This window comes from Acidocella sp. MX-AZ03 (assembly GCF_027626035.1).
In the GTDB taxonomy this organism is placed as follows: Bacteria; Pseudomonadota; Alphaproteobacteria; order Acetobacterales; family Acetobacteraceae; genus Acidocella; species Acidocella facilis.
This window is the reverse complement of record NZ_CP110774.1, coordinates 1879100-1904657: the sequence shown is the minus strand read 5'-3', so window position 1 is coordinate 1904657 and position 25558 is coordinate 1879100. Positions and strand designations below refer to the sequence as shown.

Sequence of the window (25558 nt, the reverse complement as noted above, 5' to 3'; positions counted from 1 at the left end):
GGATCGAAACTGGTCAGAAGCAAGACATTGATTATTCTAAAATGTCGCCCCCACGCGGGGGCGTGGATCGAAACGTCTGCCAAGAGCCCAACGGCGTCTATGGTCATAGTCGCCCCCCACGCGGGGCGTGGATCGAAACTCTATCGACGTGCCAGCGCCGATTACGCTCGTTTGTCGCCCCCACGCGGGGGCGTGGATCGAAACATCTTCGAATGGTCAATGCGTTATCCCTGGTTAGTCGCCCCCACGCGGGGGCGTGGATCGAAACATGGGCAAGCGCGACGCGGCTGGCACCAATGCAGTCGCCCCCCACGCGGGGGCGTGGATCGAAACTTGTCAAAAGCCATGGAATATTTAAGTGGCGGCAGTCGCCCCCCACGCGGGGGCGTGGATCGAAACACCAAATCTTGCTCTTTTGCTTGATCTTTTAGTGTCGCCCCCCACGCGGGGGCGTGGATCGAAACCGGCAATTATCGCGCGCGTAAAAGCCGCCAGACAAGTCGCCCCCACGCGGGGGCGTGGATCGAAACTTTTCTGGCGTGTGAAGGCGAGGGGAGGGGCAAGTCGCCCCCCACGCGGGGCGTGGATCGAAACCCGGTTGAGGAGAGCACCACGGCGACGAGCACGGGTCGCCCCCCACGCGGGGGCGTGGATCGAAACGACGCATAATCGAAGCTCTTGTAGCCGATCACGCGTCGCCCCCCACGCGGGGCGTGGATCGAAACTACTGGCGCAAACATCCCAATCTGCATGGATGGGTCGCCCCCACGCGGGGGCGTGGATCGAAACCGATCCGCTGGAACGGCGAGGAAAGCATGGGCCTGTCGCCCCCACGCGGGGGCGTGGATCGAAACAGGGTGAGGGTCTTGATGGTGCCGGTGAAGCCGTGTCGCCCCCCACGCGGGGGCGTGGATCGAAACTCACTCTCGACCGCAGGACAGAAACCGGCCTGGAGTCGCCCCCACGCGGGGCGTGGATCGAAACCACCGTGTGCGACCCGGCAGGCATCTGCCTGGAGTCGCCCCCCACGCGGGGGCGTGGATCGAAACATGGCCGCGTAGGTCTGCCGGAAGATCCCGGCGCGTCGCCCCCCACGCGGGGGCGTGGATCGAAACAACCTTCTCGACGTTGCCGGCGCGGATGTGCAGGTCGCCCCCACGCGGGGGCGTGGATCGAAACTCAAGGGTGCCCTTGAGATAAACGCCAGATTGGAGTCGCCCCCCACGCGGGGCGTGGATCGAAACACCACCAGGTCGCGGATCTCGCCGTCGACGATAGTCGCCCCCACGCGGGGGCGTGGATCGAAACGGCATCAGCGTGGTTACGTTAGGCGACATCGGATGTCGCCCCCACGCGGGGGCGTGGATCGAAACAAATGACCCCGCAAGAGAAAGCCACGCTGGAGCGTCGCCCCCCACGCGGGGGCGTGGATCGAAACACGCAAAAGCACGACATCGGACACCGTCGTGCCGTCGCCCCCACGCGGGGGCGTGGATCGAAACATTTTCAGCGACGGCTGGCAGCGCGCAAAATCGAGTCGCCCCCACGCGGGGGCGTGGATCGAAACGCCTTGGGCGCAAAAATGGCCCAGGCCTGCGTAGTCGCCCCCACGCGGGGGCGACGATCGAAACATCGACCGCGCAGTCCGTCGAAGGGCTCAGCGGGCCCATTGGTCGCTATTGACGGAACGCCAATTACGCGGGGCGTTGAAAAGCCATTCTGGAGCTCTTCAGTGCTTGCAACGGCGCTCATGCTGCCACAAACTATCCCAGGCCAATACCCAGGGGAATGATCATCATGAGCGCTTCCTTATCAAGTCCGAACCCTCGCAACTGAGCTTCGGGCTGGTGATGCCCCCCTTGGACAGCGTGCTTGTCAAAGCCGTCGATTCCGTGCCCGAAACGCGGGCATGGGCATCGTTTTAATTGCGAACGCCATGACCCGCACGTTGCGTGCCAGCCCCTCCAGGGGCGATACGGTCATTTTCGAAGTCCGTCCAAGCCCTGCTCTCAAGACCGTGGCAGCGAAGCCGCGCACAGCCAGTACGTCTCCGGCTCAGGAATGGCTATCCTTCGGCTTCAATTGCGGCGGCGCCGCGCTCGCCTGGGTTGGCGTTGTGGGGACCGCCGCGACCGCGCCTGTCACCGGTGGCCAATCGCTTTGGGGCACCTCGTTTCTCTGGGGCGGCGCGGTGGCATCGACGGCATCCTGTTCCGTATCGGTGTTCAGGGTTGGGGCGATGCTCAGCGGGCATGAAAACGTCAATACCAGGCTCGATAACAGCGGCGCATATGTGTGGACGATGCGCGGCCTGGATGTTGTTGCGTTGCTCGGGGCAAAGGGGGCCATCACCGACATCATGGAAGCGGACGCAACCATGAAGGAAACCGGTGTCACGTGGCAAAATGTGTTTGGGGCGCAAATGTCCCGGCCGCAAAGATTGCGCGTTACGCAGCAACTGGCGTTGCAGGGCGCGAAGCGGGTAAGTACCACCAAGATCAGCAGCGTGATCAAGCTGCGGCTCCTGTCGGCCGTTTCGGCCGGCATCGGCATGGCGGGTTCGGCGCTGACGGGTTCTACCCATGATTTGATCATCTGGATTTCATCTCCACCGGACAAGTGACATGCCGCAGGCGCGCGTGAAAAAAGGTCGCAACGGCAGCCCGGAATGGGAACGGCTGAGGCGCGACATACCGACCTTCATCTGCTCGGTGGCGGTTTATCTGGCATCATTGGCGCTCTGCCTGATGTTATTGGGTTTGACGCCGCCAAATCCGTTTCCCCAGGCTCAGCCTTTGTTCTGGATCCTGGCCATACCGCTGACATTCTGGGCCTCCGCGCTGCGGAACTACGGGAAGGTCCCAGTTCTGATTCTCAAGATTCTGATGGCACTGGATATACCCTTGGGCGTGCTCCTCGTGATGACGGCGTACCTGGTTCAGGCCGCCGAATTTCAACTTTTCGTTCTGGCTTTCGGGGTTGTCGTTCTGATGTGCCTGGTTGCGTTCGTCTCTTATCAGAAGAGTTTTCTGAAGACGCTTCAGTAAGAGGCTGTTTCAGCCCAGGGGATCCGCGGGGTTTCACGCTCGACAGCGCGTTCCCCGCCCACGCGGGAATGAGGCGGCCTTTTATGGTAATTAGGGATGGCGCTCTGAGAGCCATTCGCCACTGGCGACTCAACTTTAGCCACCTGTGTCGTGTCCATTCAGGCACTATTGACGGAACGCCAAGCATCGCGTGGGTGCAAATGAATGGCATCGCCGGGCTTGAAATCGCCACGGGTGAAATATGAATTGGCTGTCAAGGTCTGAATAGACTTAAAAGAGCTTACTCTTTTGTTTTCTATGGTGGATTCCGAATGACCCGCATGATTGAACCTGGCACGCTGGAAGATCGCGCAGTGGGCGCGTTGGTTGGTTTGGCTGTCGGCGATGCACTCGGCACCTCTGTCGAATTCAGGCCACGTGGCAGCTTTACCCCGTCACCGGCATGCGCGGTGGCGGTGCGTTTAATATGCCGGTTGGGGGCTGGACAGACGACACGTCGATGGCGCTGGCACTGGGGGAGGCGCTGCTACAGGACCGCACTTTGAGCGATGCCTCAACGCTGATGAATAATTGGCTAAGCTGGTGGCAGCACGGCCATTTCAGCCATACAGGCGATTGCTTTGACATTGGCAACCAGACAGCCAGCGCCCTGGGCACATGGCGAGACCACGGAACATTTCCGGAACATGAAGGGTGGAGTGCCGGCAATGGCGGCATCATGCGCCTGGCCCCGGCGGTGTTGGCGCATTTAGACACAATGGCGGCGGCGGTGCACATCGCGCAGCGCCAGAGCGATCTCACCCATCGCAATGCGACGTGCCGAAGCATAGCGGCCGATCTCGCGACATGTCTTTTCCGGTTAATCCATGCTGAGACGGTCGAGATCGTGTCCCCCATGATCGCGTCCCGTGCGCTCGCGGATGTGAAATCCACCGGCTATGTGCTGGATACGTTCGAGGCAGCGCTGTGGGCTTTTGCACCCGCTGACGGATTTGCAGCCATCGTTCTGCGCGCGGTGAATTTGGGTGACGATGCCGACACAGTCGGGGCGGTCGCTGGGCAGATTGCTGGCGCCCATTATGGGATGAGCGGCATCCCGACCGAATGGCTGGACGCCCTCATCTGGCGCGATGATATCATCGATTTGGGACGCCGGCTCTACCGCTTGTCGCAGGAGCGATAACGAGCTTGGCATTCCGGCGGGGAGGGCGGCGGCGGTGGTCTTGAAGCAGCCTGCGACTTGCATCCTCGTTACACAGCGCATGAGCAAACAGACGCGGTGATGGGGCCTGCCGGAACCCCACAATTGCGCCAGCCGAAATAGCTGGGCTCGGTGGGCAGAATATCGCCGTTTCACACCGCGTCCGATCCTCTTTTACGTCAAAACACGCGGCACCCATAAAGTAATTCCATGGTTCCACGAATTTTCGAAAAGGACGGATTGCGGGTAAGTTCAGGTTAAGCGTAGTAGTCGAAATTTTTTTTATAACGAATTCAAAGCCTTCCAGTTATCGCTTTCATGGCGAATGGCACGCCATTGATTTCATTGGAAATTTTGGTGTTTTTGCAGGCTCAGTGGAGCCGCTTACTCACAATGTAACCGATGCGAGTCCGCCACCTCGCGGCGCGGTTTGATTTACTGGACAGTATGCCCCTGAATTTGTGTGGGGCGATATTGTGGATAATGACGGTCCTAAAGCCAGACATCAGCACAGTCATGAGGACAATGGCTACCATCGTGTTGAGCTGATCACCGGGCGGCGTCGGCGGCGGGATTGGACGCGGGAGGAGAAGGCGGAGATTCTTGCCGCGAGTGCTGCGCCTGGTGCCGTGGTTACGCAGGTTGCGCGCCGTTATGGGGTGAGCCGGGGCTTACTTTGGACATGGCGTCGCCAGGCGATGAATGATTTGGCGATGGCGGGGGATTTTGTTCCGTTGCGCATTGTGGATGATGTGGCTGGTTGCCCTATGGCTGAACCGGCTGGACCGCCCTCGGCCCGGGATCAAGCCGTGGGATCGATTGAGATAGAGATCGGGCGTACCCGGATCCGGGTGGAAGGCGCGGTTGACCAGGCTGTTTTGCGGCAGGTGCTTGGTCTGATCGGGCCAGCCCGATGATCCTGGGCATTCCGGCCCGGCCGGGGTTAAGGGTGATGGTGGCGTCCAAGCCGGTCGACTTTCGTAAAGGCATGGATGGTCTTGTTGCCCTGGTGGCGCAAGTTTTGGCGGCCGATCCATTTGCGGGCGATGTCTTCGTGTTCCGGGCCAAGCGCGCGGACCGGCTTAAACTGCTGCTTTGGGATGGCACGGGGCTTTGCCTGGTGACCAAACGATTGGAGGCAGGCGGATTTACCTGGCCGCCGGTGCAGGACGGGGCCGTCACACTGAGCCCCGCGCAGATACGCCTGCTGTTTGCTGGCATGGATTGGACGCAGATTGCAGCACGCTCTCCGGCGCTGGTGAGGCCCTCGATCCCGGCGGAAAATTCGCAGAAATTGCTGTAATTTGCTGGCGGCACAGCGGGCCTGTTTGGTAGCTTGCGTGCATGTCGGATGACCAACATTCCCCGCATGATCCAGCGCATCTGCTGGCATTGAATACAGCCCTGCGGGCGGAGAACGAGAACCTCCGGGCCGTTGTGGCGGCTTTGAAGCGGGCCTTGTTTGGTGCACGATCCGAGAAACAAGTTGAGCCCGAGGCCCAGTTACCGCTCGCTTTGGATGACCTTTCCGGCACGCCGGTGGAACTCGCCAAACCGCCAACGCCGGCGAACGCAAACCGGCCGCCGCAGCGAAAGGCGGCGCGCAATATTGGCGGGCTGCCGGTGCATCTGCCGCGGGTGGACATCACGATCGAGCCGGAGCGCAAGGCTTGCCCTTGCTGTCAGGGCAAGCTGCATGTGATCGGCGAGGATGTCAGCGAAATGCTCGACGTGGTTCCGGCAGTGTTACGCGTAAAACGCATTCACCGGCCGCGCTATGGCTGCCGCTCTTGTGAAGGGGCAGTGGTGCAGGCCAAGGCGCCGCCGCGACCGGTCGATGGCGGGCTGCCGACCCCGGCGCTGCTCGTGCATGTGGCGGTGATGAAATTCGCCTGGCACATGCCGCTGAACCGGCAGGCGCAGATGCTGGCCGGCCAGGGGATCATGCTCGACCGCTCGACTTTGGTGCATTGGGTCGCCCGGCTGGCTTGGTGGTGCAAGCCATTGCATGAATTGCTGAGCGCCATCGTTTTGAGCGCGCCAAAACTATTCTGCGATGACACGCCCTTGCCGGTTCAGGATCGCACCCGCAAACGAACGCGCATCGCAAGGATCTGGGCCTATGCGATCGATGACCGCCCCTGGGGCGGAGCACTGCCGCCGGCGGTGGTGTATTTATATGCAGAGGATCGCAAAGGTCAGCATGTCGAGGAACATCTCGCGGGCAAAGCTTGCGTGCTGCAGGTTGACGGCTATGCCGGATATAATCGGTTGACCCGGCGCGGCCGTGCCGGCGGCCCTGTGACGCTGGCTTTTTGCCTGGCACATGCACGGCGAAAGTTTTTTGAGGTGCATAAGGCAACGGATTGTCCGGTCGCCGCCGAAGCGTTGCTGCGCATTGCTGAAATCTACCGCATCGAGAAGCGTATCCGCGGCACCAGCCCCGAAGCACGCGTGGCCGTGCGCCAGGCGGAAACCCTGCCGCTGTTCGAGACGTTCAAGCCTTGGCTGCTCGACAGGCTGGCGGAAACTTCGGCCAAATCCACGCTGGCCAAGGCGATCCGCTACACGCTGGGTCATTGGGCCGGGCTGTGCGTGTTCCTGAACGATGGCCGGGTGGAGGTGGACAGCAACATCGTTGAGCGCAGCATCAGGCCCATTGCCTTGGGCAGAAAAAATTCTCTCTTCGCCGGCAGCGCCGGCGGCGGTGAGAGCTGGGCGATATTGGCCTCTCTCATCAACACGGCAAAATTGCACGATCTCGATCCGCAGACCTATCTCACCGATGTGCTGGAGCGGATGGTCTCGGGCACGACGAAGGCAAATGCGTTGGGCGAATTATTGCCGTGGAACTGGAAGGCGGCGCAGACCCAAAAGGCCATTGCGGCATGAGGCAGGCTGGCACCCGAACCGCGCAGGCTGACAGTGCGATGGATATGGAAATGCTCGACGCCTGGCTGGAGAAACAGAACCGCGTCATCGATGGCGTCTCGATGCTCGACGGCTATCTCGCCGCCATTGTCGTTGGTCCCTCCTCGATCTCCCCAGATGAATGGTTCTTTGATCTGCTTGGACCCAAGGGCAATATCGCCACCGCGCATAGCAAAACACTCAAGGCCATTATGGCGATCGTCGCCAGGCATAACGCCATCAGCGAAACCCTCTCGACCGCGCCACAAACATACGCACCAATCTTCCAACGCACCGACGCCGGCGTCGTATTCGCCGGACCATGGTGCCTGGGATTTGCCCATGCCATGAAGCTGCGATGGAGCGCCTGGGCGCCGCTGCGCGAGGCACGCGGTATCGAATGCGGCCTCATGTTACCGATCATGCTCTATTGTGCCGACCAGATCGGCGCGCCAATCAACCCACCGCCAAACGGCATCAATACAAAAGACTACCTCAAAACCGCCTACCACGACATCCCGCTCGTTATCCCCGCAATCAGAGAATTCTGGATGCCACAGCGCGTCGCCGAAGCCTCACGGTAGATCACAGCATAGCCCGTGGGGGGCTCACATCGGTTACCTCACAATTTACTCACTATGCAGAACGGGACGGTGGCAGCCGAAACGGGACGAAGACGCCCATCACGACTGGTAGAACCATAGGCAAGGTCATCCAGGGTTGCGTAAAAAGGACAGGGTTTGTTACGCTCAACGCTCTTGATGCAGGGCGAGGGATATATGAGCGTAATCAAGGCCGTGGTGCAGCCGAAAATCGGCTTTGCATCGCATCAGAATGCTGTTCCCCTGATTCTCGACTTGCAAATTGAAAATTCAGGCGAGGCGGCCATCGAAGGAGTAGTTCTGACGCTCACGGCCAGCCCCGGTTTTATTTCTTCGCGTAGCTGGCGGTTTGAGAGGCTGGTGCCTGGCGCGCTGATACATGTTGCCGATCGGCAGGTCGAGCTGGACGGGGGCATGCTCGCGGGGCTCAATGAAGGTGTGCGCGGCGATCTGCGGTTTTCGCTCACCGCCGGAGACAACGAAATCGCCACGGCGCGGTATGAGGTGGAGTGTCTGCCGCGGATGCATTGGGGCGGCATGGGGGCGCTGGGGCTGCTGGCGGCCTATTGCATGCCGAATGACCCGGCGGTCGACCGGATTTTGAGCGCGGCATCCGAGATCCTGCGGACAGATGGCAAGCCCGATGCGATCAATGGCTATGACCGCACCCCAGAGGAGGTTTGGCTCCTCGCCTCGGCCATCTGGACGGCGATTGCACGGCTTGCCCTGAGCTATGCCTTGCCGCCGGCCGGTTTCGAGGCGGCGGGTCAGAAGATCCGCTCGCCGAGCAGCCTGGTCGATGGGCGCATCGGGACATGCCTTGATACCTCGATGCTGTTCGCGGCCTGTCTGGAACAGGCCAATCTCCACCCGCTGATCATTTTAACCCAGGGCCATGCTTTTTGTGGTGTCTGGCTGCGGCGAATGACTTTGCCGGACATGTCCGCGGACGACGCCGAGCGGCTTCGTAAGCATGTCGCCCTGGGGGATCTGGTCGTCTTCGAAACCACGATGATCACGCACCAGCCGCCGGCAAGTTTTCGGGCCGCGATCGCCCGGGGAAACCAGCAGATCGAGGAGGCTCAGGATAGAAAATTTGAGGCCGCCTTGGATATCAGGCGGACGCGGATGATGCGCATCCGTCCTCTGAGCGGGGACGAGGTTATTGCGCGGGCTGTGCCCGAAGTGAAGACAGTCTCGATCGGGCTGGATCTGCCGCCGCCGGATTTTGTGTCCTCGGCGATGGATGAGGAGCGGTTTGTCCCGAATACGCCGGAGGGGCGGCTGGCGCACTGGCAGCGCAAGCTGCTCGACCTGACGACGCGCAACCGGTTGCTGCATGTTTCAGACACGGCCAAGGCCGTGCGGCCGCTTTGCCAGCATCCCTTTCGACTGGAGGAGAAGCTCGCCGCCGGCGAGAAGATCCATTTCGCGGCGATGCCGTTGGTGACCGTCGCCGGCCGGGATGAGGCGTTGTTCGTGGCGCAGAACCAGGAAAATTTGAAAGAGCAGATGGCCGAGATGGCGCTGGAGGAGAAGAACACGCTCCTCTGCGAGCTCGACAAGGCGAAATTGGAGGCGCAGCTGGTGGACCTCTACCGCGGCGCGCGCAGTGATCTGCAAGAGGGCGGCGCCAATACCTTGTTCCTGGCGCTTGGCTTCCTGAAATGGCGCAAGGTTGCGGGTGATGCGCGTGCTTACCGGGCGCCGCTGCTGCTGCTGCCGGTTCGGCTGGAGCGCAAAAACGCGCTCTCCGGCGTGGTGATGACGGCGCATGAGGATGAGCCGCGCTTCAACCTCACACTGCTCGAATTGCTGCGGCATGACTTCAATCTTGAGATTCCTGGGCTCTCTGGCGCGTTGCCGGTGCCGGCGACGGGGCAGGGCGTGGATGTAAGGGCGGTTTTCAACCTGGTGCGCCGGTCCGTGCGTGACATGGCCGGGTTTGAGGTCACCGAACAGGTGATGCTCGGCAGCTTTTCCTTTGCCAAATATCTGATGTGGAAGGACATGGCTGACCGCGCCGCGATGCTGAGCGAAAGTCCGGTGGTGAAGCATCTGATCGAGCGCGGGCAGGAACGTTATCAGTCGCGCGGCAGTTATCCGCAGCCCGAGGAGCTGGACCGCAAGCTCGACCCGGCCCAGCTTTTCCTACCGTTGCCGGCGGATTCTTCGCAGATTTCCGCGACCGTGGCCTCCGCGAATGGCTGCGATTTCGTGCTGGACGGGCCGCCAGGCACCGGCAAGTCCCAGACCATCGCCAACATGATCGCGCATAATCTCGCCTTGGGCCGGCGGGTGCTGTTTGTGGCGGAGAAGATTGCGGCGTTGAACGTGGTGCATCGCCGGCTGGAGGAGAAAGGGCTGGGGGTATTTTGTCTGCAGCTGCATTCCAACAAGGCGAACAAGCTGGAGGTGCTGAAACAGCTCGAACGCGCCTGGGATGAGCGTGACGGGTTTTCTCCTGAGATGTGGGCGCGCGAGGCCGGGCAGTTGCGGGTGATGCGCGACAGGCTGAACGAGTTCGTGGGGCTGCTGCATCGCGTTCAGGAGAACGGCATGACGCTGCACCGGGCGATCGGTCTGGCGGTAAAAAATGAGGGGGTAGCGGCGCCGCGTCTTTCCTGGCCGGAGAGCGTGGTGCATGACGAGGCGGATCTGGCGCGGCTGCGAGATATCGTCAGGCGCCTGCAAATCGGTGCGGCGCAGGTGGCTGGTCTGCCCGCGGCGTTTTCCGCCGTGCGACGGATGGAGTGGTCAAACAGCTGGCAGGCAGAGATGCTGGAGGCGGCGCAGGCTTTCCCGACTTGCCTGGCTGAGCTGCTGGCGGCGCGCGATGGGCTACAGGAGGCGGTGAAGCTTGGGCCGGCGCATGATCTGCCGGGCATTGCCGCCCTATGCGAGCTGGTTGAGAGGTTGCTGCAGGCGCACGGCCATGAGCTCGGCTTTGCCTTCGCGTCGGACTATGCCGCGCTGGCGCCGGCGGCGGCAGAGTTGGGGCGGTTGCTTGGCGCATATCAGACGGCGGAAGCTCAGCTCTCGACACCGTTCGCCAACGTGGCGGCTGTGCCCGTGGCGGTGCTGGAACTGGAATGGCAAGCGGCCATGAAGAAATTCTTCTTGTTCGCAGGCGGTGCGAAGAAACAGGTTGCGGCAAAGCTTGCGGCCTTTGGAGAAGCAGCAGGAACGCCGGCGCCGGCGGACGACTTGCCCAAGCTACGGCGCCTGCAGGCGCTCGCAGCCGACCTCGCTGCTTTGCCGCACGGCCTGCATGCCGTGCCCGGCTGGGCAGGGCTGCGTAGCGATATCGGCAAGATTGAAGCATCTTTGACACTGGCTGACAGGCTGCGCGGTGCGATAGCCGTCGGCGCGCTGGACCCGGACGCGCTGGCGGAGCGCCGGCAGAAAATTCGCATGCTGGTGGTCGAAGCCAATGAGCTGCTGGCTCCCGAAGGTCGGATTGCCCGTGCGCTTGGCGTCTGTGTCGCCGCCTTAGGCCGGATGCAGGCGCTGGTGACGAAGCTCTCCATGCTGGCGGATATGGAGGCTGGGGCTGGGCTGAACGAGCTTGGGTTGATGGCGGCGGCGTTGCTGGCGCATCCCACCCGTCTGAACCCGTGGTGCAATTGGCTGCGGGTAGAGGCAGAGGCACGGCAGGCCGGGCTCGCGGCGTTGGTCTCGGTGAGCAGGGAGCATCATGCTGCTGATTTGTCGGAATTGTTCGAGACGGCGTATGCGCGTTGGTTTGCGGCAAGGCTGATCGATGCGCAGCCGCGGCTGCGGGAATTCGTGCCGGATGTGCATGGTAGTGATATTGGCCGCTTCCGCGCGCTGGAGGACAGGCTGGCGTCGCTGGCTGTGCGCTACACACGGGCGCGCATATGCGGCCAGATTCCGGACAAGAACGATGTCGGCAAGAAGGACGGCTATGGTATTCTGAAGCATCAGCTACAGTTGCAGAAGCGGCATAAGCCTATCCGCCAGCTGACCTCCGAGATGGGCGAGGCGTTCACCAGGCTCGCCCCGTGCATGCTGATGAGCCCGCTTTCCATCGCGCAATATCTGCCGCCGGAGCAGCCGCTGTTCGATTTGGTGATTTTCGACGAGGCATCCCAGATCGCGCCTTGGGATGCGATCGGCGCGATGGCCAGAGGGCGGCAGGTAGTGGTGGCCGGGGATCCACGGCAGATGCCGCCGACAAACTTCTTCGGCCGCAGCCAGGATGATGACGAGGTCAGCGACGATGAGCGTGATGCCGAGAGCATTTTGGAGGAATGCCTGGCCGCCGGCCTCCCGCAGCATACGTTGGAATGGCATTATCGCAGCCGCCATGAAAGCCTGATCGCGTTCTCGAACAGCCGATATTACGATAACCGCCTCATCACCTTCCCGGCTGCAGTGACGCGGGCCAGTGCGGTGTCCTGGCGGCGGGTGGCGGGTGTTTATGCCAAGGGAAACGGCCGGACAAACCAGGCGGAGGGCGAGGCGCTGGTGGCGGAGACAGTGGCGCGTCTCAGCGATCCTGCGCGCAGCGACAAGACGCTGGGGATCATCGTGCTGAATGCCGAGCAGCAGCGGCTGGTTGAGGACTTGCTGGACAAAGCCCGCCAGGCAAACCCGGAGCTGGAAGCGTTTTTCGGCGATGGCGTACTGGAGCCGGTGTTCGTGAAAAATCTGGAAACCGTGCAAGGTGATGAGCGAGACGTGATCCTGCTTGGTGTCGGCTATGGCCCGACCGAAGCGGGGGCACCGACCATGTCAATGAATTTCGGGCCGCTGAACCGCGAGGGCGGTTGGCGCCGGCTGAATGTGGCGCTGACCCGCGCCCGGGGCGAGATGGTGCTTTTCACCTCCTTCGATGCCTCGATGGTTGATCTTAACCGGACCAGTGCCAGGGCGGTGCGCGATTTGAAACATTTCATCGAGTTTGCCGAGCGCGGGCCGGTGGCGCTGGTGGAGGCGGTGCAGGGCTCGCTGGGCGGCTTTGACTCGCCCTTCGAGGCGGCGGTGGCGGAGGCCTTAACCCGCAAAGGCTGGGAGATCGTGACGCAGATTGGCGTTTCGCGCTTCCGGATCGATCTGGCGGTGGTGCATCCTGATCGGCCGGGTGATTATCTGGTGGGCGTGGAGTGCGATGGCGCAGCCTATCATAGCGCAGCCACAGCGCGTGACCGCGACAAGGTTCGCCAGGCCATTCTGGAAGGGCTGGGCTGGACGCTGCTACGGGTTTGGTCCACCGACTGGTGGGTGGATAAGCAGGCTGCGACGCAGAAACTGCATGATGCGATCACGGCGCATTTGGAGGCGGACAGAAACCGTCACTTGTTGGCCCAGGAGGCGGCGCCGGCTGATCCAGCTGTTTAGCGGCGGCCCAGCGCTTCAGCTCTACCCGCTGAACAACTGCCCGGCTGGCCGCTACAGCCTGAACCGGCGCCAACGGCATACGCCCCTGCCTAGCCACTCCATATGCCTGCTGGGAGCGCTCTGAGACGTGGCCGAGCATCTGCGCAAGCTCGTCTCGGCTCGTCCCTTCCGCCTTACGATCTGCGGCGAAGGCGTGCCGGAAGCTGTAGGGGCTGGCGACATAGCCGGCCGCGGGAAATAGCCGGCGGGAAAGCCGCCTGACCGTGTCGGAGAAGGCGCGGGGATCAGGAATGGCCACCTGGAATTGTCCGCCTCGGTTGCTCGCCAGTATATGCAGCACCTTGGCGATCCTGGTGCCGGCGTCGAAACTCAGCCGGCGTAGCGGTTGGCCGGAGGTCTCGGTGACCTTGGCGCCCTGGATGGATATGCGAATCTGGTCCGGTCCGGCGTCGACAAGGACGCTTCTGGCCAGTTCTGACGGACGCAGGCCGGTGATCGCGGCGATCATCAGCGGCACCTTCATGTCCAGCGGCAGGCCGGATCTGAATAGCATTTGCCCCCGCCAATCCGAAGGCAGCTTCGACAGGCCGCGGCGCTTACCTTTCCGGATCGGGCCCCCGGCTGGTCTGACCCAGAGGCTCTGGCCATCACGAGCGCCCGGCGGGTAGCGCCGCAGGATCTCGAGCGCTTGTTCCACCATGTCTATGGCCATATCATGTTCGAAGCACCTGACGAGGCCCGTCTGCAATGGGAGCTGGCTGAGGTCGCGAGGCTTTTGAAATTGGAAGGTCGATGAATCTGAATCGTATCTTGCGATTCGGTTCAAAGTAATGTTGCTTATGACATTGGATGGACACCGCATGGCCAAGACGACAACGCTGAACGCCAAAAACCTGGAAGCGCTCGGGGCCGAACGTCTCGCCGCGCTGCTGATTGAGATCAGCGCTGGCGATGCCGTTGCGAAACGCAGGTTGCGGATGGAGCTGGCGGGGGCGCAAAGCCCGGCCGAACTGGGCAAGGAGGTCCGCAAGCGCCTTGCCGCCATAGGCCGGGCGCGGAGTTTCGTCGATTGGCACGCCATCAAGCCCCTGGCGGCTGATCTCGAAGCCCAGCGCGCTGCCATTGCCGGCGCTATCGCCCAGCGTGACCCGGCGGAAGCGCTCGACCTGCTCTGGCGCTTCATGGAGCTGGCGAATCCGGTCTTTTCGCGTTGCGATGACAGCAATGGTCATATCAGCCCGATTTTTCACCAGGCCTGTGAGGATCTCGGCTCCATCGCCGTGCTGGCCAAGCCTTCGCCCCAGGCGCTGGCGGAGCAGAGCTTCACGGCGCTTCTGGCCAATAATCATGGCCAGTATGATGGGCTTATCGCGGCTCTGGCCCAGGCGCTGGGACAGGCGGGGCTGGATCATCTGAAACAGCTCATGACTGATCTGTCGAACCGCCCGGTGGAGACACCAGCGGCGAAAGACCGGATCAGGATCGGCTACGGCGCCTCCGGGCCAATTTATCAGGATGAGATGGAAGAAAGCTCCCGCGTCAGCACGGTAAAGCTGGCCCTCCAGGAAATTGCCGACGCCCAAGGAGACGTTGACGCTTTCATCACGCAGTACGATGTTAAAACCCGCAAGGTGCCGGTCATCGCCGCCAAGATCGCCCAGCGCCTGCTGGCGGCAGGGCGGTTGGAGGAGGCCTGGAGCGCCATCGAGGCAGCCGTACCCCGCCCGCACGCACGGGAGGATCGGCTGGAGGTCGAGTGGGAGGATGCCCGCATCGCGGTTCTGGAGGCGATGGGCCGCGCCATCGAGGCCCAGGACGCACGCTGGCGCTGCTTTGAGCGCGCACTATCGCCCTCGCATTTGCGGGACTATCTGAAGCGTCTGGCTGATTTCGACGATGTCGAGGCGGAGCAGAAGGCACTCGATCTGGTCAAGAAACACGATCATTTTCCGCGGGCGCTTGGCTTCCTGATCTCATGGCCGGACCTGAACCGCGCGGCGGCGATGGTGCTGGACCGCGCCAGAGAGCTTGATGGCGATTATTATGAAGTTCTCACCCCCGCCGCCGAGGCGCTGGCGGGTAAACATGATCTGGCGGCCGTGCTGGTGCTGCGGGCGATGATCGACTTCGCGCTCATCCAGAACCGGTCCAGCCGCTATAAGCACGCCGCCCGGCATTTGCTGAGCTGCGCCAGCCTGTCCGCCGGGATCAAGACGTTTGGGCGCCTGGAACCGCACGATGCTTACGTGACGCGACTGCGTCGCGAGCATGGCCGCAAGAGCTCGTTCTGGAGCCTGGTGGACTGAGGGGCAGTGAGCTTTCAAAAACGATTGAAATGAGGTGAGCTGATGTTGTATATCCGTCTTGGATATATATGAGGTTCTCATGCTCGCGCGAACATCACTCTTTCTCTCCAACCGCTCGCAGGCTGTGCGGTTGCCCAAGGCGGTGGCATTTTCCGAGGGGGTGCGCGAGGTGGTCATCGTTCCCGACGGCCCGCGCCGGATCATCGCGCCCGCCGAAGCGGCTTGGGATGATTTCTTTGACGCGCCGGGGATTGATCTTGGCGAGCGTGTCCAGCCAATGGCGCAGGAGCGTGAGCATTTCTGATGTTGCGTTACATGCTCGATACCAACCTCTGCATCCGTGTGCTCAGGGATCGTCCGCAGGGGGTGAGGGCACGCTTCAATGCTAATGCCGAAGCCTTATGCCTTTCGGATGTGGTTCTCTATGAATTGCTTTATGGCGCTGAGCGTTCGAACGATCCACCACGCATCCGTCGCGAGGTCGAGCATTTTGCGGGGCGCCTGACAGTGCTGCCTTTCGACAGTGAGGCGGCGGCCCATACAGCTGAGATATGCGGCGATCTTAAACGGCGAGGCAATGTCATCGGCCCCTACGATCTGATGATCGCCGGTCATGCACGCAGCAAAGGCTTGATTATCGTCACAGGTAATCTGGGGGAGTTCCAGCGTGTTTTGGGGGTAAGGTCTGAAGACTGGCTGGTATAGACGAGCAGCGCGCCGGCTAGCACATTTTTCAGAATTTACCGTAACGATTTCGCCGATTTTAGCGCGTTATTTATCACATAAACCAAAATATCTTGCTATAGTATATATAGAACAATAGTTTACTAATTAGCTCGTCAGGCTCATAACCTGAAGGTCCCTGGTTCAAATCCAGGTCCCGCAACCAGAATTTTAAACTAAATCAACACATTAAAGCCGCCGAAAGGCGGCTTTAATGTGTTGTGGCGCCCTAGGGCAGTGTTAGGGTAATTTAACTCGAAATCCTGAACCTGATAGCCTATGGTCGATATCGAGCCATTGATCCTCAACCAAAGCGCAATCCGCGCAAAGGGGGCGTCATGTCGACGGTCGATCTGCTGGGCGGAAAGGTCCAGATTTATCAGCGCGGCAATAGCCGGTTCTGGCAGGCCAGAGCCTCGGTGGGTGGTAAGCAGCGCCAGTTCTCCACCAAACAGGAAGTCCAGGATCTGGCGGCCAAAGCCGCCGAGAGCTGGTACTTCAAGCTGCACGGCCAGAGCCAGGCCGGTGTGCTGAATGACCGCCCGACCTTCAAGAAGGCGGCGGATCAATTCCTCAAGGAATACGGGATAATCACCGAGGGTGAGCGGTCCCAGAAATGGACCGAGAGCCACGGCATTCGGTTGCGGGTGCATCTGGTGCCGTTCTTTGGTGCCTTGCCGCTCGACAAGGTCTCGCCCGGCAAGGTTCAGGAATACCGGGTGCACCGGATGACGACCTATGCCGCACCGAACCCGCAATCGAAGAGCCAGCACAGGCCGAAGGCCAAGCCGCCGGCGCGCAGCACCCTCCATGATGAGGTGGTAACCCTGCGCATGGTCCTGAAAACTGCCATCCGCCATGGCTGGCTGGAGCATTTACCGGACCTAACCCCGCCCTATCGCACGCAGGGTAAAATCACGCATCGGCCCTGGTTCAGCCCTGAGGAATACAAGCAGCTGTACGAAGCGGCGCGGGCCAATGCGAAAGCGCCAGAGCGGGCGCATTACCGGTGGAATGCCGAACAGGTCTACGATTTTGTGCTGTTCATGGCCAATACCGGGCTGCGGCCGGATGAAGCGTTTAATCTGCAGCACCGGGATGTGACGATTGCGAATGATGAAGCGGGTAAGACGGATATTCTGGAAATTGAGGTGCGCGGTAAGCGTGGTGTGGGGCATTGCAAAAGCATGCCGGGCGCCGTGCGAGTGTATGAGCGGTTGTTGGCGCGGGCCAAGCCCGTGCATAGTGAGTCACGCCGCGAACGGCAGTTACGGCGCAAAGCCGGCGGTGCGGTACCTGTGGTGTTGGAGCCTGAATATCCAAAGCCGACGGATCTCGTGTTCCCCGGTAATCACATCAAGCTGTTCAATAATCTTCTGGAGCGCGCCGGGCTGAAAATCGACCGCGATGGTAAGGCTCGCACGGCTTACAGTTTGCGCCATACCCATATCTGCATGCGGCTGATGGAGGGTGCCGACATTTATCAGGTGGCGAAAAATTGCCGCACCAGCGTCGAGATGATCGAGAAGCATTATGCCATCCACCTGAAGAACACGCTCGATGCCGCCGCCATCAACGTCGTGCGCAAGAAGACCGCGAAGGGAAGGCCGAAAGCCACTGTCGGAAAGAGTACGCGTGATAGCGGTATGGGTAGAGCCGAGGTGCTCGGTGAGGATGCCGATTAGAGGCGGTCGAACCGTCGCAAAAAATGCTGCATATGACTCCGCTTTTTGAAAGCCGGGCGCAGGCTTGGCTGAAAAGCGATCCGCTTGGCGGATCGCCCAAAAGCGCACCCCTTGCGGGTGCGCAATCTGGGGCTTGGCCCCGCTAAAATATCGTCAGCTGCTCATCAGCATTCTCAAAACGCCTTCGCCACCAGCATCTCCTCGGCGCGGGTCGTGTAGCGCGGGAGTGGCGGGCCTGGCGGCTGGCCCAAGTCATCGTTGTGCCGGTTGCGGCCGGACGTAACATGCCACGGCCGAAGCGGGCATTGACCGCATCAATCGCTGCCATGGCGCGGGCGGATTTGACCGTGTCTCGCGCGGTGAACATTTGCCCCTGCTGGCGGGCCGGAGTGAGGTTGGCCAGCATCACACCGGCCTTGAAATAACTGTGGCCGGCTTCCAGGCCCTCGGCGCGCAGCTTCTCAGCCGCCCGGGTGGCGAAGGCGGCGACCGCTTCGCGCAATGCCGTCCAAGTGCTCGCCATTTGCCCGAATGTGCGGGCAACCGCGATACCCTGGCGCGGCGGGGGCATAAGGTTGAGGGGCAGGCAGCTTTGGCCGTGCAGTTCGGCCTGCACGCGGGCACCTGTAACGGTGAGAAGCTCGCGCACTTTTTCATGCGTCATCCTCATGAAATCAGCGATGCTGACAACACCCAGCCGGTTCAGTCTCTCAACGGTTTTGCCGCCGATGCCCCAGACCATGCTGACGGTTTGGTTGGCGTAGTAACTGGCGCGGCGCGCCTCGTCGCGCAAATCACATACGCCGTCTAACAAAGCATTGTCCTTGGCGATGCGGTTGGCGAGCTTGGCGATGGTCTTGGTGGGGCCGATGCCGATGCAGGTGGGTCAGATTCAAGCCGCCGGCCGGGTCAGTTTCATCCCGCCGGTGACACGCGAGCGGCCAGAACCTCGTACATGCGCCGGCTCATATCGCCATAAAGCGCGTAATTGCTGGAACGCCATTCCACTGCCTTGCACTCGGGGCGTCGCTGGGCGAGGTACCAGGGTTCGCCCATTTTAATGCCCATGGCTTTCGTTCCAACAGGAGCGGTTTTCAGAATTCAAGGATTTTGATGCGACTGAGCCTCTGGGAACTCGTCAGGATCATAGGGCCACTCATCCGGCCCATGGCCTTCCAGCCACTCGCGCGCTTTCTCCGCTCTTTTAAGGTCTGCGTTTGCGGCCTCATTTAATGCCGTGGCGTGCAAGGTTTTAGGCAAGACGAACCATGTTGGCTGACTGTGTGAGACAGGGTTCCCAAGCGGCTTATCGGGATCGTCATTCCAGCGGATAAGCAACGCCCGGTCACCGTCCCATAAGCCGACAGCCAGGGACCATGCGCTTCCCGCATAGATCGCGTGTGGATATTTCAATCTAGCCTTGGGCGACACGACGCGAATTGGATGCACGTTCGGCGGAAACGGCATTTGCGGCCCTCCAAAGCATATCCAATAGTATATCATCGCTTGCCCGTCGCGATCAAACGGAATCAGTGATCGCGATCTGCCGGAACGTGCACCGTCAGCAGCAATTCATACCGCACCCACAAGCGGCAAACATTGCAAAACTCAAGCAGACCGTGTGAAAACTCTTGGACGCTATAGCAGCGCGCAATCTTATGATATCGTAAATCAAGGCAGCTGCATTCTATTGCGTAAAAGTCCGCAGTATAGACGACACATTGCGTTCCGACTCTCCGTGGCCGAGTTTTCACACGGACTGCAAGGATTTCGCAACGACAGGGACAGCGTAGAAAAGGGTGCTAACCGAGTTTGACCGCGCTTAGCACCACCGAGCGGAATGCAATCCGCACGCCTTCGGCAGACATGCGGGCTCCCATTCCGAGTGTGTCGTCTTCAATGCTATTCTCAATTAGGGCAAGCAGTCCGGAGCGGTCATCGCCTGCCGGGAAGGATGCTTTGACGAGGTCGGTAGCCAAATAAGGGACGTGAAAACTTCGGGCGTAAGGTTCGCCTAATCCCATCTCGACGAATAGTTTGTGCAGATAACCGAAAGTCCTGAACTCGACCGTTGACGGATCGCGCCACCGCTCCATCTGGTTAAACGCCCGGGCTTTTTCTGGTTCGTCCGAAGCAATGCCATCGCATAGCACAACGCGACCGCCGGTTGCCGTCAAACGTACCATCTCCGCAAAAGCTCTTGGTGGATCTTTAAGATGGTGAAAGGCAAAGCGGCAGGTGACAGCATCGAACGAACCGTCCGCATAGGGCGCTGCATAAATGCTGCCCTCCTTCCATTCAACATTTGCGAGTTTCATTCCTCTGGCTAGTTCAGACGCTTGGTCCAGCATTGCGGGGGTTGCATCCAGACCAATGACGTGCGCTGCGTGCTTGGCGACTGCACAGGCAACGGAACCGGGACCACAGGCGAGGTCGATTACGCGATGATTGGGACTTAGGGTGGCAGCATCGATTATCAGTTGTAAGACTTCATGCACATGTAATTCTGCGCTGCCGGCAAAACCTTGGGCTTGGCGTGTAAACTGGTCGATGACCGCACGTTCATGTGCGGTATTATCAGGATTATTCATTTTTTAGAGGTCCGAATGGCGAAACAAAACAAGGACTAAACCCGATCTTCCGCAGAAGGCCGATCAGATAAATCGAAGTCGTGCGCTATTCGAAATCATGCGATCTCTGGTATCTAACAAGCTTCGCATGGTCAAGTTTTTTTATTGGCATTGCGAAACTCAAGACTTCTGCAAGTTGAATTCGAATCAATAATTTCAATATGTTGCGGCTTACGAAAGATATGACCGAAACGGTGAAAACAATCACCTAGACCGACTTCATCTCATCATTTTAATGGCTTTTGCTGCGCGGGCGGTTCCTAAGCCAAATGTCCGCTATCTGCATTTTGAAATCCATAGCGGACCAGCTGCTCCCGGCCCAAACTTGCCGAAAACAGAACGTCTTAAAACAATTTTGATCGTCTGGAAGGGGCAAGCAGACAGCCACGGCGCCGATGCAGGCTTGAGAGTCAGAGCTTGGCTGTGATTTTCATGATGGGTTTTGGTTCGGGAGAGTGTCTTCCGGTGCCCGTCGTGGAGATTTGTTATGAGCATCAATGCGTCTGCCGCGGTTGCGGTTGTTGGGTCCAATGCTGGTCAGGCTGGGAAGGGGGTTTTAAGGTGGATGTCAGCCGGGGGAGCGGCTGGGGCGGGTGTCGTCGGAATGGTTTTCGCGGCCTGATGACGAGCGGTTTTTGTCTCTGCCAGAATTGTATGGCGCGGTGCGCGCGCGGGCCGACCGGGCAGAGGCGCGAACTGTGGAGAGCCGGGCGATCCGCGTAGAGGCCCGGCGCGATGATGGTGAGGCCCTGGCGTTGATTGTGCCAGGGCAGGAACGGCCGGTGGCGCCGACGCATTGGAGTTTTGGCCAGCTCTGCGGGCTGGTGGGCGCGCCGGCGGGGTATTTGCGGGATCTGCCAGCGCCGCTGGCCGGGATCAATCTGCAACACGGGCTGCTCAACCACCGCGCTGAGCTGGTCAAAACCCTGGAGACCGAAGATGGGCGGGTAGAGCTGCGCGCCGTCACCGGGCCGGATTACGGGCGCATCTGGGACCATGAGCTGGTTTCGGCGGTGATGCGCATTGCGGGTAACGGCACGGGGGATACCAATTGGAAGGTGCCCGGCGTGCTGGATTGGGCGAGTATGACGCACAACCCGTATGTGGATGCGACGAAGGAGACGACCACACTCTATGCCAGTGACAGGGACGTGTTTTTGTTCCTGGTCGATGACACGCACCCGATTGAGGCGGGGCGGTTGCCGAACGGCGAGCCGGATTTGTTCTTCCGCGGCTTTTATTGCTGGAATTCCGAAGTGGGCTCGAAGACGTTGGGCATCGCCTCGTTTTATTTGCGGGCGGTATGCGCCAACAGGAATATCTGGGGCGCTGAGGATTTCCAGGAGATCAGCATCCGGCATAGTAAATTCGCCACCCAGCGCTTTGCGCATGAGGCGGCACCGGCACTGCGGCGGTTTGCCAACTCATCGCCGGCGCCATTCGTCGCTGGCATCAAGGCGGCGCGGGAGCAGATCGTGGCACGCCAGGATGATGAGCGCGAGGGTTTTCTGCGCAAGCGCGGTTTCAGCAAAGGCGAGACGGCGAAGATTATTTCCTCCGTGCTGGAGGAGGAAGGCCACCCGCCAGAGAGCGTGTTTGATTTCGTGCAGGGCATCACCGCACTGGCGCGCTCGCGCCCGCACCAGGATTCCCGGCTGGAGCTTGAGGGCAAGGCCAAGCTGCTGCTTGAACGGGTGAGCTGATCGTCTGGTCGATTGATCGTTTAATCACGCGATAGCTGCTTTACTGTGATGTTCGTTCTGCCGTGGGCCGTTATCGGTCCACGGCATTTTTTATGCGGGCGTGGCCTGGGGTATGTCGCGGTCAGAGTGAGAGGGCGGCGGAAAAATCTGTGATGGGTTTGCAGGTCAGGAGAGTGGCTCCGGGCCGCCCGTCATGGAGTTTGTCTCATGGGTAAAACAACCAATAAAACTGTTCAGAAAATCACGCTGAGTGCCTCGCGCGATATCCCGTTTGACCGGCTGGTGCTGTCACAATCGAATGTACGGCGGGTGAAGGCGGGCGTCTCGATTGAGGAACTGGCGGCGGATATTGCACGGCGCACGCTGTTGCAGAGCATCACGGTGCGGCCGGTGCTAGATGAGGCGGGGGCGGAGACCGGCATGTTCGAAATCCCCGCTGGTGGGCGGCGCTACCGGGCGCTGGAATTGCTGGTGCGGCAAAAGCGCCTCGCCAAGAATGTGCTTATCCCGTGCGTGGTGCGCACCGAAGGCATCGCCGAGGAAGACAGTCTGGCGGAGAATGTGCAGCGCGCACCTTTGCATCCGCTGGATCAGTTTCGGGCGTTTCAGGCACTGCGCGAGAAGGGGCAGAGCGAGGAGGAGATTGCGGCGGTGTTTTTTGTCGCGGTCTCGGTGGTGAAGCAGCGGCTGCGCCTGGCCGCCGTTTCGCCCCGGCTGCTGGAGGTCTATGCCGAGGATGAGATGAACCTCGACCAGCTGATGGCGTTCTCGGTCAGTCCCGACCATGAGCGCCAGGAGCAGGTATGGGAGGCGATGCAGCGCTCCTACAACAAAGAGCCACACCAGATCCGCCGGATGCTGACAGAAGGGGCGGTGCGGGCAAGTGACAAGCGGGCGCAATATGCCGGTGAGGATTATATCGCGGCCGGTGGGGCGGTGATGCGCGATCTGTTCCAGCAGGATGATGGCGGCTGGCTGCAGGATGCTGGGCTGCTGGCGCGGGTGGTGGCGGAAAGGCTGGAGCGCGATGCCGATGCGATCCGCGCCGAGGGCTGGAAATGGGTCGAAATGGCCCCTGAGTTTCCGTACGGCCATAGCTATGGTTTGCGGCGCATTCCGGGCACGCGCCGCCCGCTCACCGATGAAGACATCGCCCAGGTTGAGGCGCTGCGGGCCGAGGCGGAGCTACTCGAGGAGGAAGCTGCCGCGGCGGATGAAGTCTCGGATGATGCCGATGCGCGCTTGGGTGAGATTGAGGTGGAGATCGATGCGCTGACCCAGCGCCCGCCGGTGTACGACCCTGCCGAAATCGCCATGGCGGGGTGTTTGTCAGCATCGACGGCAATGGCACGCTGCGGGTGGAACGCGGCTATGTTCGGCCCGAGGATGAGCCGCCGGTGGTCGAGGACGTCGATGAGGCCGCGTTGGCGGGTGAGGGCGATGCGCAGGGGCAGGACGGGCACAATGCCGCCGATGGCACCGATCCCGGCCGCGCGGATTCCAGAATCATCACCGCCCATATTGGTGGCGGAGCGGAACATGAGGCCGAGTCCGAGGAGGAAGACGGGCTGAAGCCGCTGCCTGACCGGCTGCTGACCGAGCTGAGCGCCTATCGCACGCTGGCGCTGCGCGAGGTGTTAGGCAACGAGCCCGGCATTGCCTACCTCGTTTTGCTGCACGAGCTGTGCCTGCGGCTGTTCTATCGCTACGGTGCCGAATCCTGTCTGGAGATCGAGGCGAAGAGCGTGATGTTCGGCGCGCAGGCGCCGGGCCTGGCTGACACGCCCTTGGCGGCACGGGTTGATGCGCGGCACGAGGGCTGGGCAGCGCAATTGCCGGAAGATAGTGCCGAGCTATGGGATGCGTTGTCCGGCTTCGACAGCGACAGCCGCGAGGCCTTGTTTGCGCATTGCGTGGCGCTGACGCTGAACGCCACACATGACGCCTATAACCGGCGGCCCCGGTCGCTGGCGCATGCAGGGCGGCTGGCGGAAATTCTGGCACTTGATCTGACCGCTGCGGGTTGGTCGCCGAATGTGGACAATTACCTCGGCCGGGTGACGAAGGCGCGCATTCTTCAATCCGTGTGCGAGGCCAAGGGCGAGCAGGCGGCGCAACGTCTGGAGGGGTTGAAGAAAGGCGACATGGCCGAGGCCGCCGCGCAAATGCTGGCGGGTTCCGGCTGGCTGCCCGAGGTGCTGCGGACGAAGGGCGTGGAGACCATGACGATGCCGGCCGATTCCGCAGCAGAGGTCACGCATAGTGCCGCCGTCGACGCCAGCGCGGATGTGGCCGGCGAGGAGGTTGAGGTAGCCGATAGTCCATCCACCGAAGACCATGAACAGCTCGAGCCGCATGAGATCGCGGCGGAGTAATCCCAGAACCCCGAGGCGGCCAAAAAGCCACCTCGAGTCTACTCCCTCATCCAACCTCAATTCCAACCCGGCCCTGTGCCGGGTTTTGCATTTCTGGAGACAGATCATGTCAGACAATCACAACTCAGCACCTGGTCAGCAACCGCTTGCCAGTCCCGATGCGTTTTTAGCCTCGTGGGAACAAAAAGAACGCGCGTATCGCGCGCGTGCGAGTGCCCTACTCGAGGGCAACAAGAAGGTGCTGTTCGCCATTCTGGTGGAGCATGGCATCACCGCCGTGATCGTGAATTTCGACGGCTATGGCGATAGCGGCCAGATCGAGGACATCACGGCCCAGAACGACGATGGTATCGTTGACTTGCCCGATGAGCGGATCGAGATTTTCTGTGCAGCCTGGGATAGCCCGGACATCGAACGCCAGACCCATACGGTGCGCGAAGCCATCGAGGCGCTGTCCTATGATTTTCTGGCACAGACGCATTGCGACTGGGAGAACAATGATGGTGCCTATGGCGATTTTACCTTCGACGTAACGGCGGGCAGCATCACGCTCGATTATAATGAGCGTTATACCGCCTCCGAAAATTATTCCCATGAATTTTGAGGAGGCGAATATGGCGCATCCCTATCATCACGCTTTGTCCTCCGCGAAAAAATGGGGCGGAACGCCGGAAGATTTTTTGAGCCTGCATTCTTGGTTTGATGAGAGCAAGATGATCTCATCGGATTTTCGGCATCGGGCACTTCGCCATCACGCTGAGGGTATTTTTATGGCGGAGAGATTTTTCGGCCATATATTGACGATCTCGACGGGGCGCGTCGTACCTGTGCGTCTGATCGGCGAGCAGCATGTTCGTGAGGATCTCGGCTTCATACCGGGCTTCGCAGATTGGATCCAAGCCATCCGGCCCGAACCCTGGATGGGCCGGGCCATGGCGCTGCATAGACTGCTCGATCCTTTTGAAGCCGATGCCGCCTGAGCACCGGCTTTCACCATCCATCTCTTTCAACC

18 protein-coding genes, 2 pseudogenes and 2 CRISPR repeat arrays (1 of these 22 only partly in view) are annotated in these 25558 nt (G+C 60.7%); of the genes and pseudogenes, 16 read left to right on the top strand and 4 right to left on the bottom strand.

What is annotated here, in order from left to right; genetic code table 11:
* A CRISPR array of direct repeats spans positions 1-920; the repeat unit is 27 nt; unit sequence CCCCCACGCGGGGGCGTGGATCGAAAC; it reaches 147 nt to the left of the window's first position.
* A gap of 101 nt (positions 921-1021) precedes the next feature.
* Positions 1022-1631: direct repeats of the CRISPR family, unit length 27 nt; unit sequence CCCCCACGCGGGGGCGTGGATCGAAAC.
* A 305-nt stretch (positions 1632-1936) separates the two neighbouring features.
* The 8 genes from GT370_RS10575 (at position 1937) to GT370_RS10540 (ending at position 13124) form a co-directional block, all read left to right on the top strand.
* Positions 1937-2623, top strand: a complete 687-nt coding sequence (locus tag GT370_RS10575) for a hypothetical protein (protein WP_270183044.1) — start codon at positions 1937-1939, stop codon at positions 2621-2623.
* A gap of 1 nt (position 2624) precedes the next feature.
* Positions 2625-3047 (top strand): hypothetical protein, encoded by a 423-nt coding sequence (locus GT370_RS10570; RefSeq protein WP_008494669.1) that lies wholly within the window; start codon positions 2625-2627, stop codon positions 3045-3047.
* 406 nt (positions 3048-3453) lie between these two features.
* Positions 3454-4230 carry an ADP-ribosylglycohydrolase family protein gene (locus GT370_RS10565; protein ID WP_270184383.1) on the top strand — a complete coding sequence of 259 codons (777 nt, stop codon included), beginning with the start codon at positions 3454-3456 and terminating at the stop codon, positions 4228-4230.
* A gap of 494 nt (positions 4231-4724) precedes the next feature.
* Positions 4725-5165, top strand: coding sequence for an IS66-like element accessory protein TnpA (gene tnpA, locus GT370_RS10560; RefSeq protein WP_083878915.1), 441 nt, complete (start codon positions 4725-4727; stop codon positions 5163-5165).
* Positions 5162-5551, top strand: a complete 390-nt coding sequence (gene tnpB, locus GT370_RS10555) for an IS66 family insertion sequence element accessory protein TnpB (RefSeq protein ID WP_144052888.1) — start codon at positions 5162-5164, stop codon at positions 5549-5551. The genes tnpA and tnpB overlap by 4 nt, the downstream gene beginning before the upstream one ends.
* Positions 5552-5592: 41 nt before the next feature.
* Complete coding sequence (gene tnpC / locus GT370_RS10550; RefSeq protein WP_008495811.1) at positions 5593-7140, top strand: IS66 family transposase; 1548 nt, start codon at positions 5593-5595, stop codon at positions 7138-7140.
* Positions 7095-7742, top strand: coding sequence for a UPF0149 family protein (locus GT370_RS10545; RefSeq protein ID WP_144052887.1), 648 nt, complete (start codon positions 7095-7097; stop codon positions 7740-7742). The genes tnpC and GT370_RS10545 overlap by 46 nt, the downstream gene beginning before the upstream one ends.
* A gap of 432 nt (positions 7743-8174) precedes the next feature.
* On the top strand, positions 8175-13124 hold the full coding sequence (locus GT370_RS10540; protein WP_205619797.1) for a DUF4011 domain-containing protein: 4950 nt from the start codon (positions 8175-8177) through the stop codon (positions 13122-13124).
* Here GT370_RS10540 and GT370_RS10535 read toward each other — a convergent pair.
* Complete coding sequence (locus GT370_RS10535; protein ID WP_270183043.1) at positions 13048-13824, bottom strand: site-specific integrase; 777 nt, start codon at positions 13822-13824, stop codon at positions 13048-13050. The two genes, GT370_RS10540 and GT370_RS10535, sit on opposite strands and share 77 nt — an antisense overlap.
* A 160-nt stretch (positions 13825-13984) precedes the next feature.
* Here GT370_RS10535 and GT370_RS10530 point away from each other — a divergent pair, with 160 nt between their 5' ends.
* The 4 genes from GT370_RS10530 to GT370_RS10515 all read left to right on the top strand — a co-directional run bounded on the left by GT370_RS10530 (position 13985) and on the right by GT370_RS10515 (position 17838).
* Positions 13985-15430: a DUF6880 family protein gene (locus GT370_RS10530; protein WP_008494673.1), complete on the top strand. Its 1446-nt coding sequence runs from the start codon at positions 13985-13987 to the stop codon at positions 15428-15430.
* 79 nt (positions 15431-15509) lie between these two features.
* Complete coding sequence (gene vapB / locus GT370_RS10525; RefSeq protein ID WP_039885345.1) at positions 15510-15734, top strand: type II toxin-antitoxin system VapB family antitoxin; 225 nt, start codon at positions 15510-15512, stop codon at positions 15732-15734.
* On the top strand, positions 15734-16135 hold the full coding sequence (gene vapC / locus GT370_RS10520; protein ID WP_008494675.1) for a tRNA(fMet)-specific endonuclease VapC: 402 nt from the start codon (positions 15734-15736) through the stop codon (positions 16133-16135). The genes vapB and vapC overlap by 1 nt, the downstream gene beginning before the upstream one ends.
* A gap of 356 nt (positions 16136-16491) precedes the next feature.
* Positions 16492-17838, top strand: a complete 1347-nt coding sequence (locus tag GT370_RS10515) for a tyrosine-type recombinase/integrase (protein ID WP_008494677.1) — start codon at positions 16492-16494, stop codon at positions 17836-17838.
* A 142-nt stretch (positions 17839-17980) separates the two neighbouring features.
* Here the strand turns inward: GT370_RS10515 and GT370_RS10510 are convergent, their stop codons facing one another.
* The 3 genes from GT370_RS10510 to GT370_RS10500 form a co-directional block, all read right to left on the bottom strand.
* Positions 17981-18631: a DUF4113 domain-containing protein gene (locus GT370_RS10510; protein WP_270183042.1), complete on the bottom strand. Its 651-nt coding sequence runs from the start codon at positions 18629-18631 to the stop codon at positions 17981-17983.
* A 308-nt stretch (positions 18632-18939) separates the two neighbouring features.
* On the bottom strand, positions 18940-19305 hold the full coding sequence (locus tag GT370_RS10505) for a hypothetical protein (RefSeq protein ID WP_144052762.1): 366 nt from the start codon (positions 19303-19305) through the stop codon (positions 18940-18942).
* A 335-nt stretch (positions 19306-19640) separates the two neighbouring features.
* Positions 19641-20429: a class I SAM-dependent methyltransferase gene (locus GT370_RS10500; protein ID WP_083878705.1), complete on the bottom strand. Its 789-nt coding sequence runs from the start codon at positions 20427-20429 to the stop codon at positions 19641-19643.
* Positions 20430-21029: 600 nt separating this feature from the next.
* Between GT370_RS10500 and GT370_RS10495 the strand changes: the two are divergent.
* The 4 genes and pseudogenes from GT370_RS10495 (at position 21030) to GT370_RS10480 (ending at position 25526) form a co-directional block, all read left to right on the top strand.
* Positions 21030-22171 (top strand): annotated as a pseudogene (locus GT370_RS10495) (DUF932 domain-containing protein).
* A gap of 207 nt (positions 22172-22378) precedes the next feature.
* Positions 22379-24546: pseudogene (locus GT370_RS10490) on the top strand (ParB/RepB/Spo0J family partition protein).
* Between the two features lie 106 nt (positions 24547-24652).
* On the top strand, positions 24653-25150 hold the full coding sequence (locus GT370_RS10485) for a DUF6878 family protein (RefSeq protein WP_039885223.1): 498 nt from the start codon (positions 24653-24655) through the stop codon (positions 25148-25150).
* A 10-nt stretch (positions 25151-25160) separates the two neighbouring features.
* Positions 25161-25526, top strand: a complete 366-nt coding sequence (locus GT370_RS10480) for a DUF6915 family protein (protein ID WP_039885347.1) — start codon at positions 25161-25163, stop codon at positions 25524-25526.
* Positions 25527-25558: the final 32 nt, after the last annotated feature.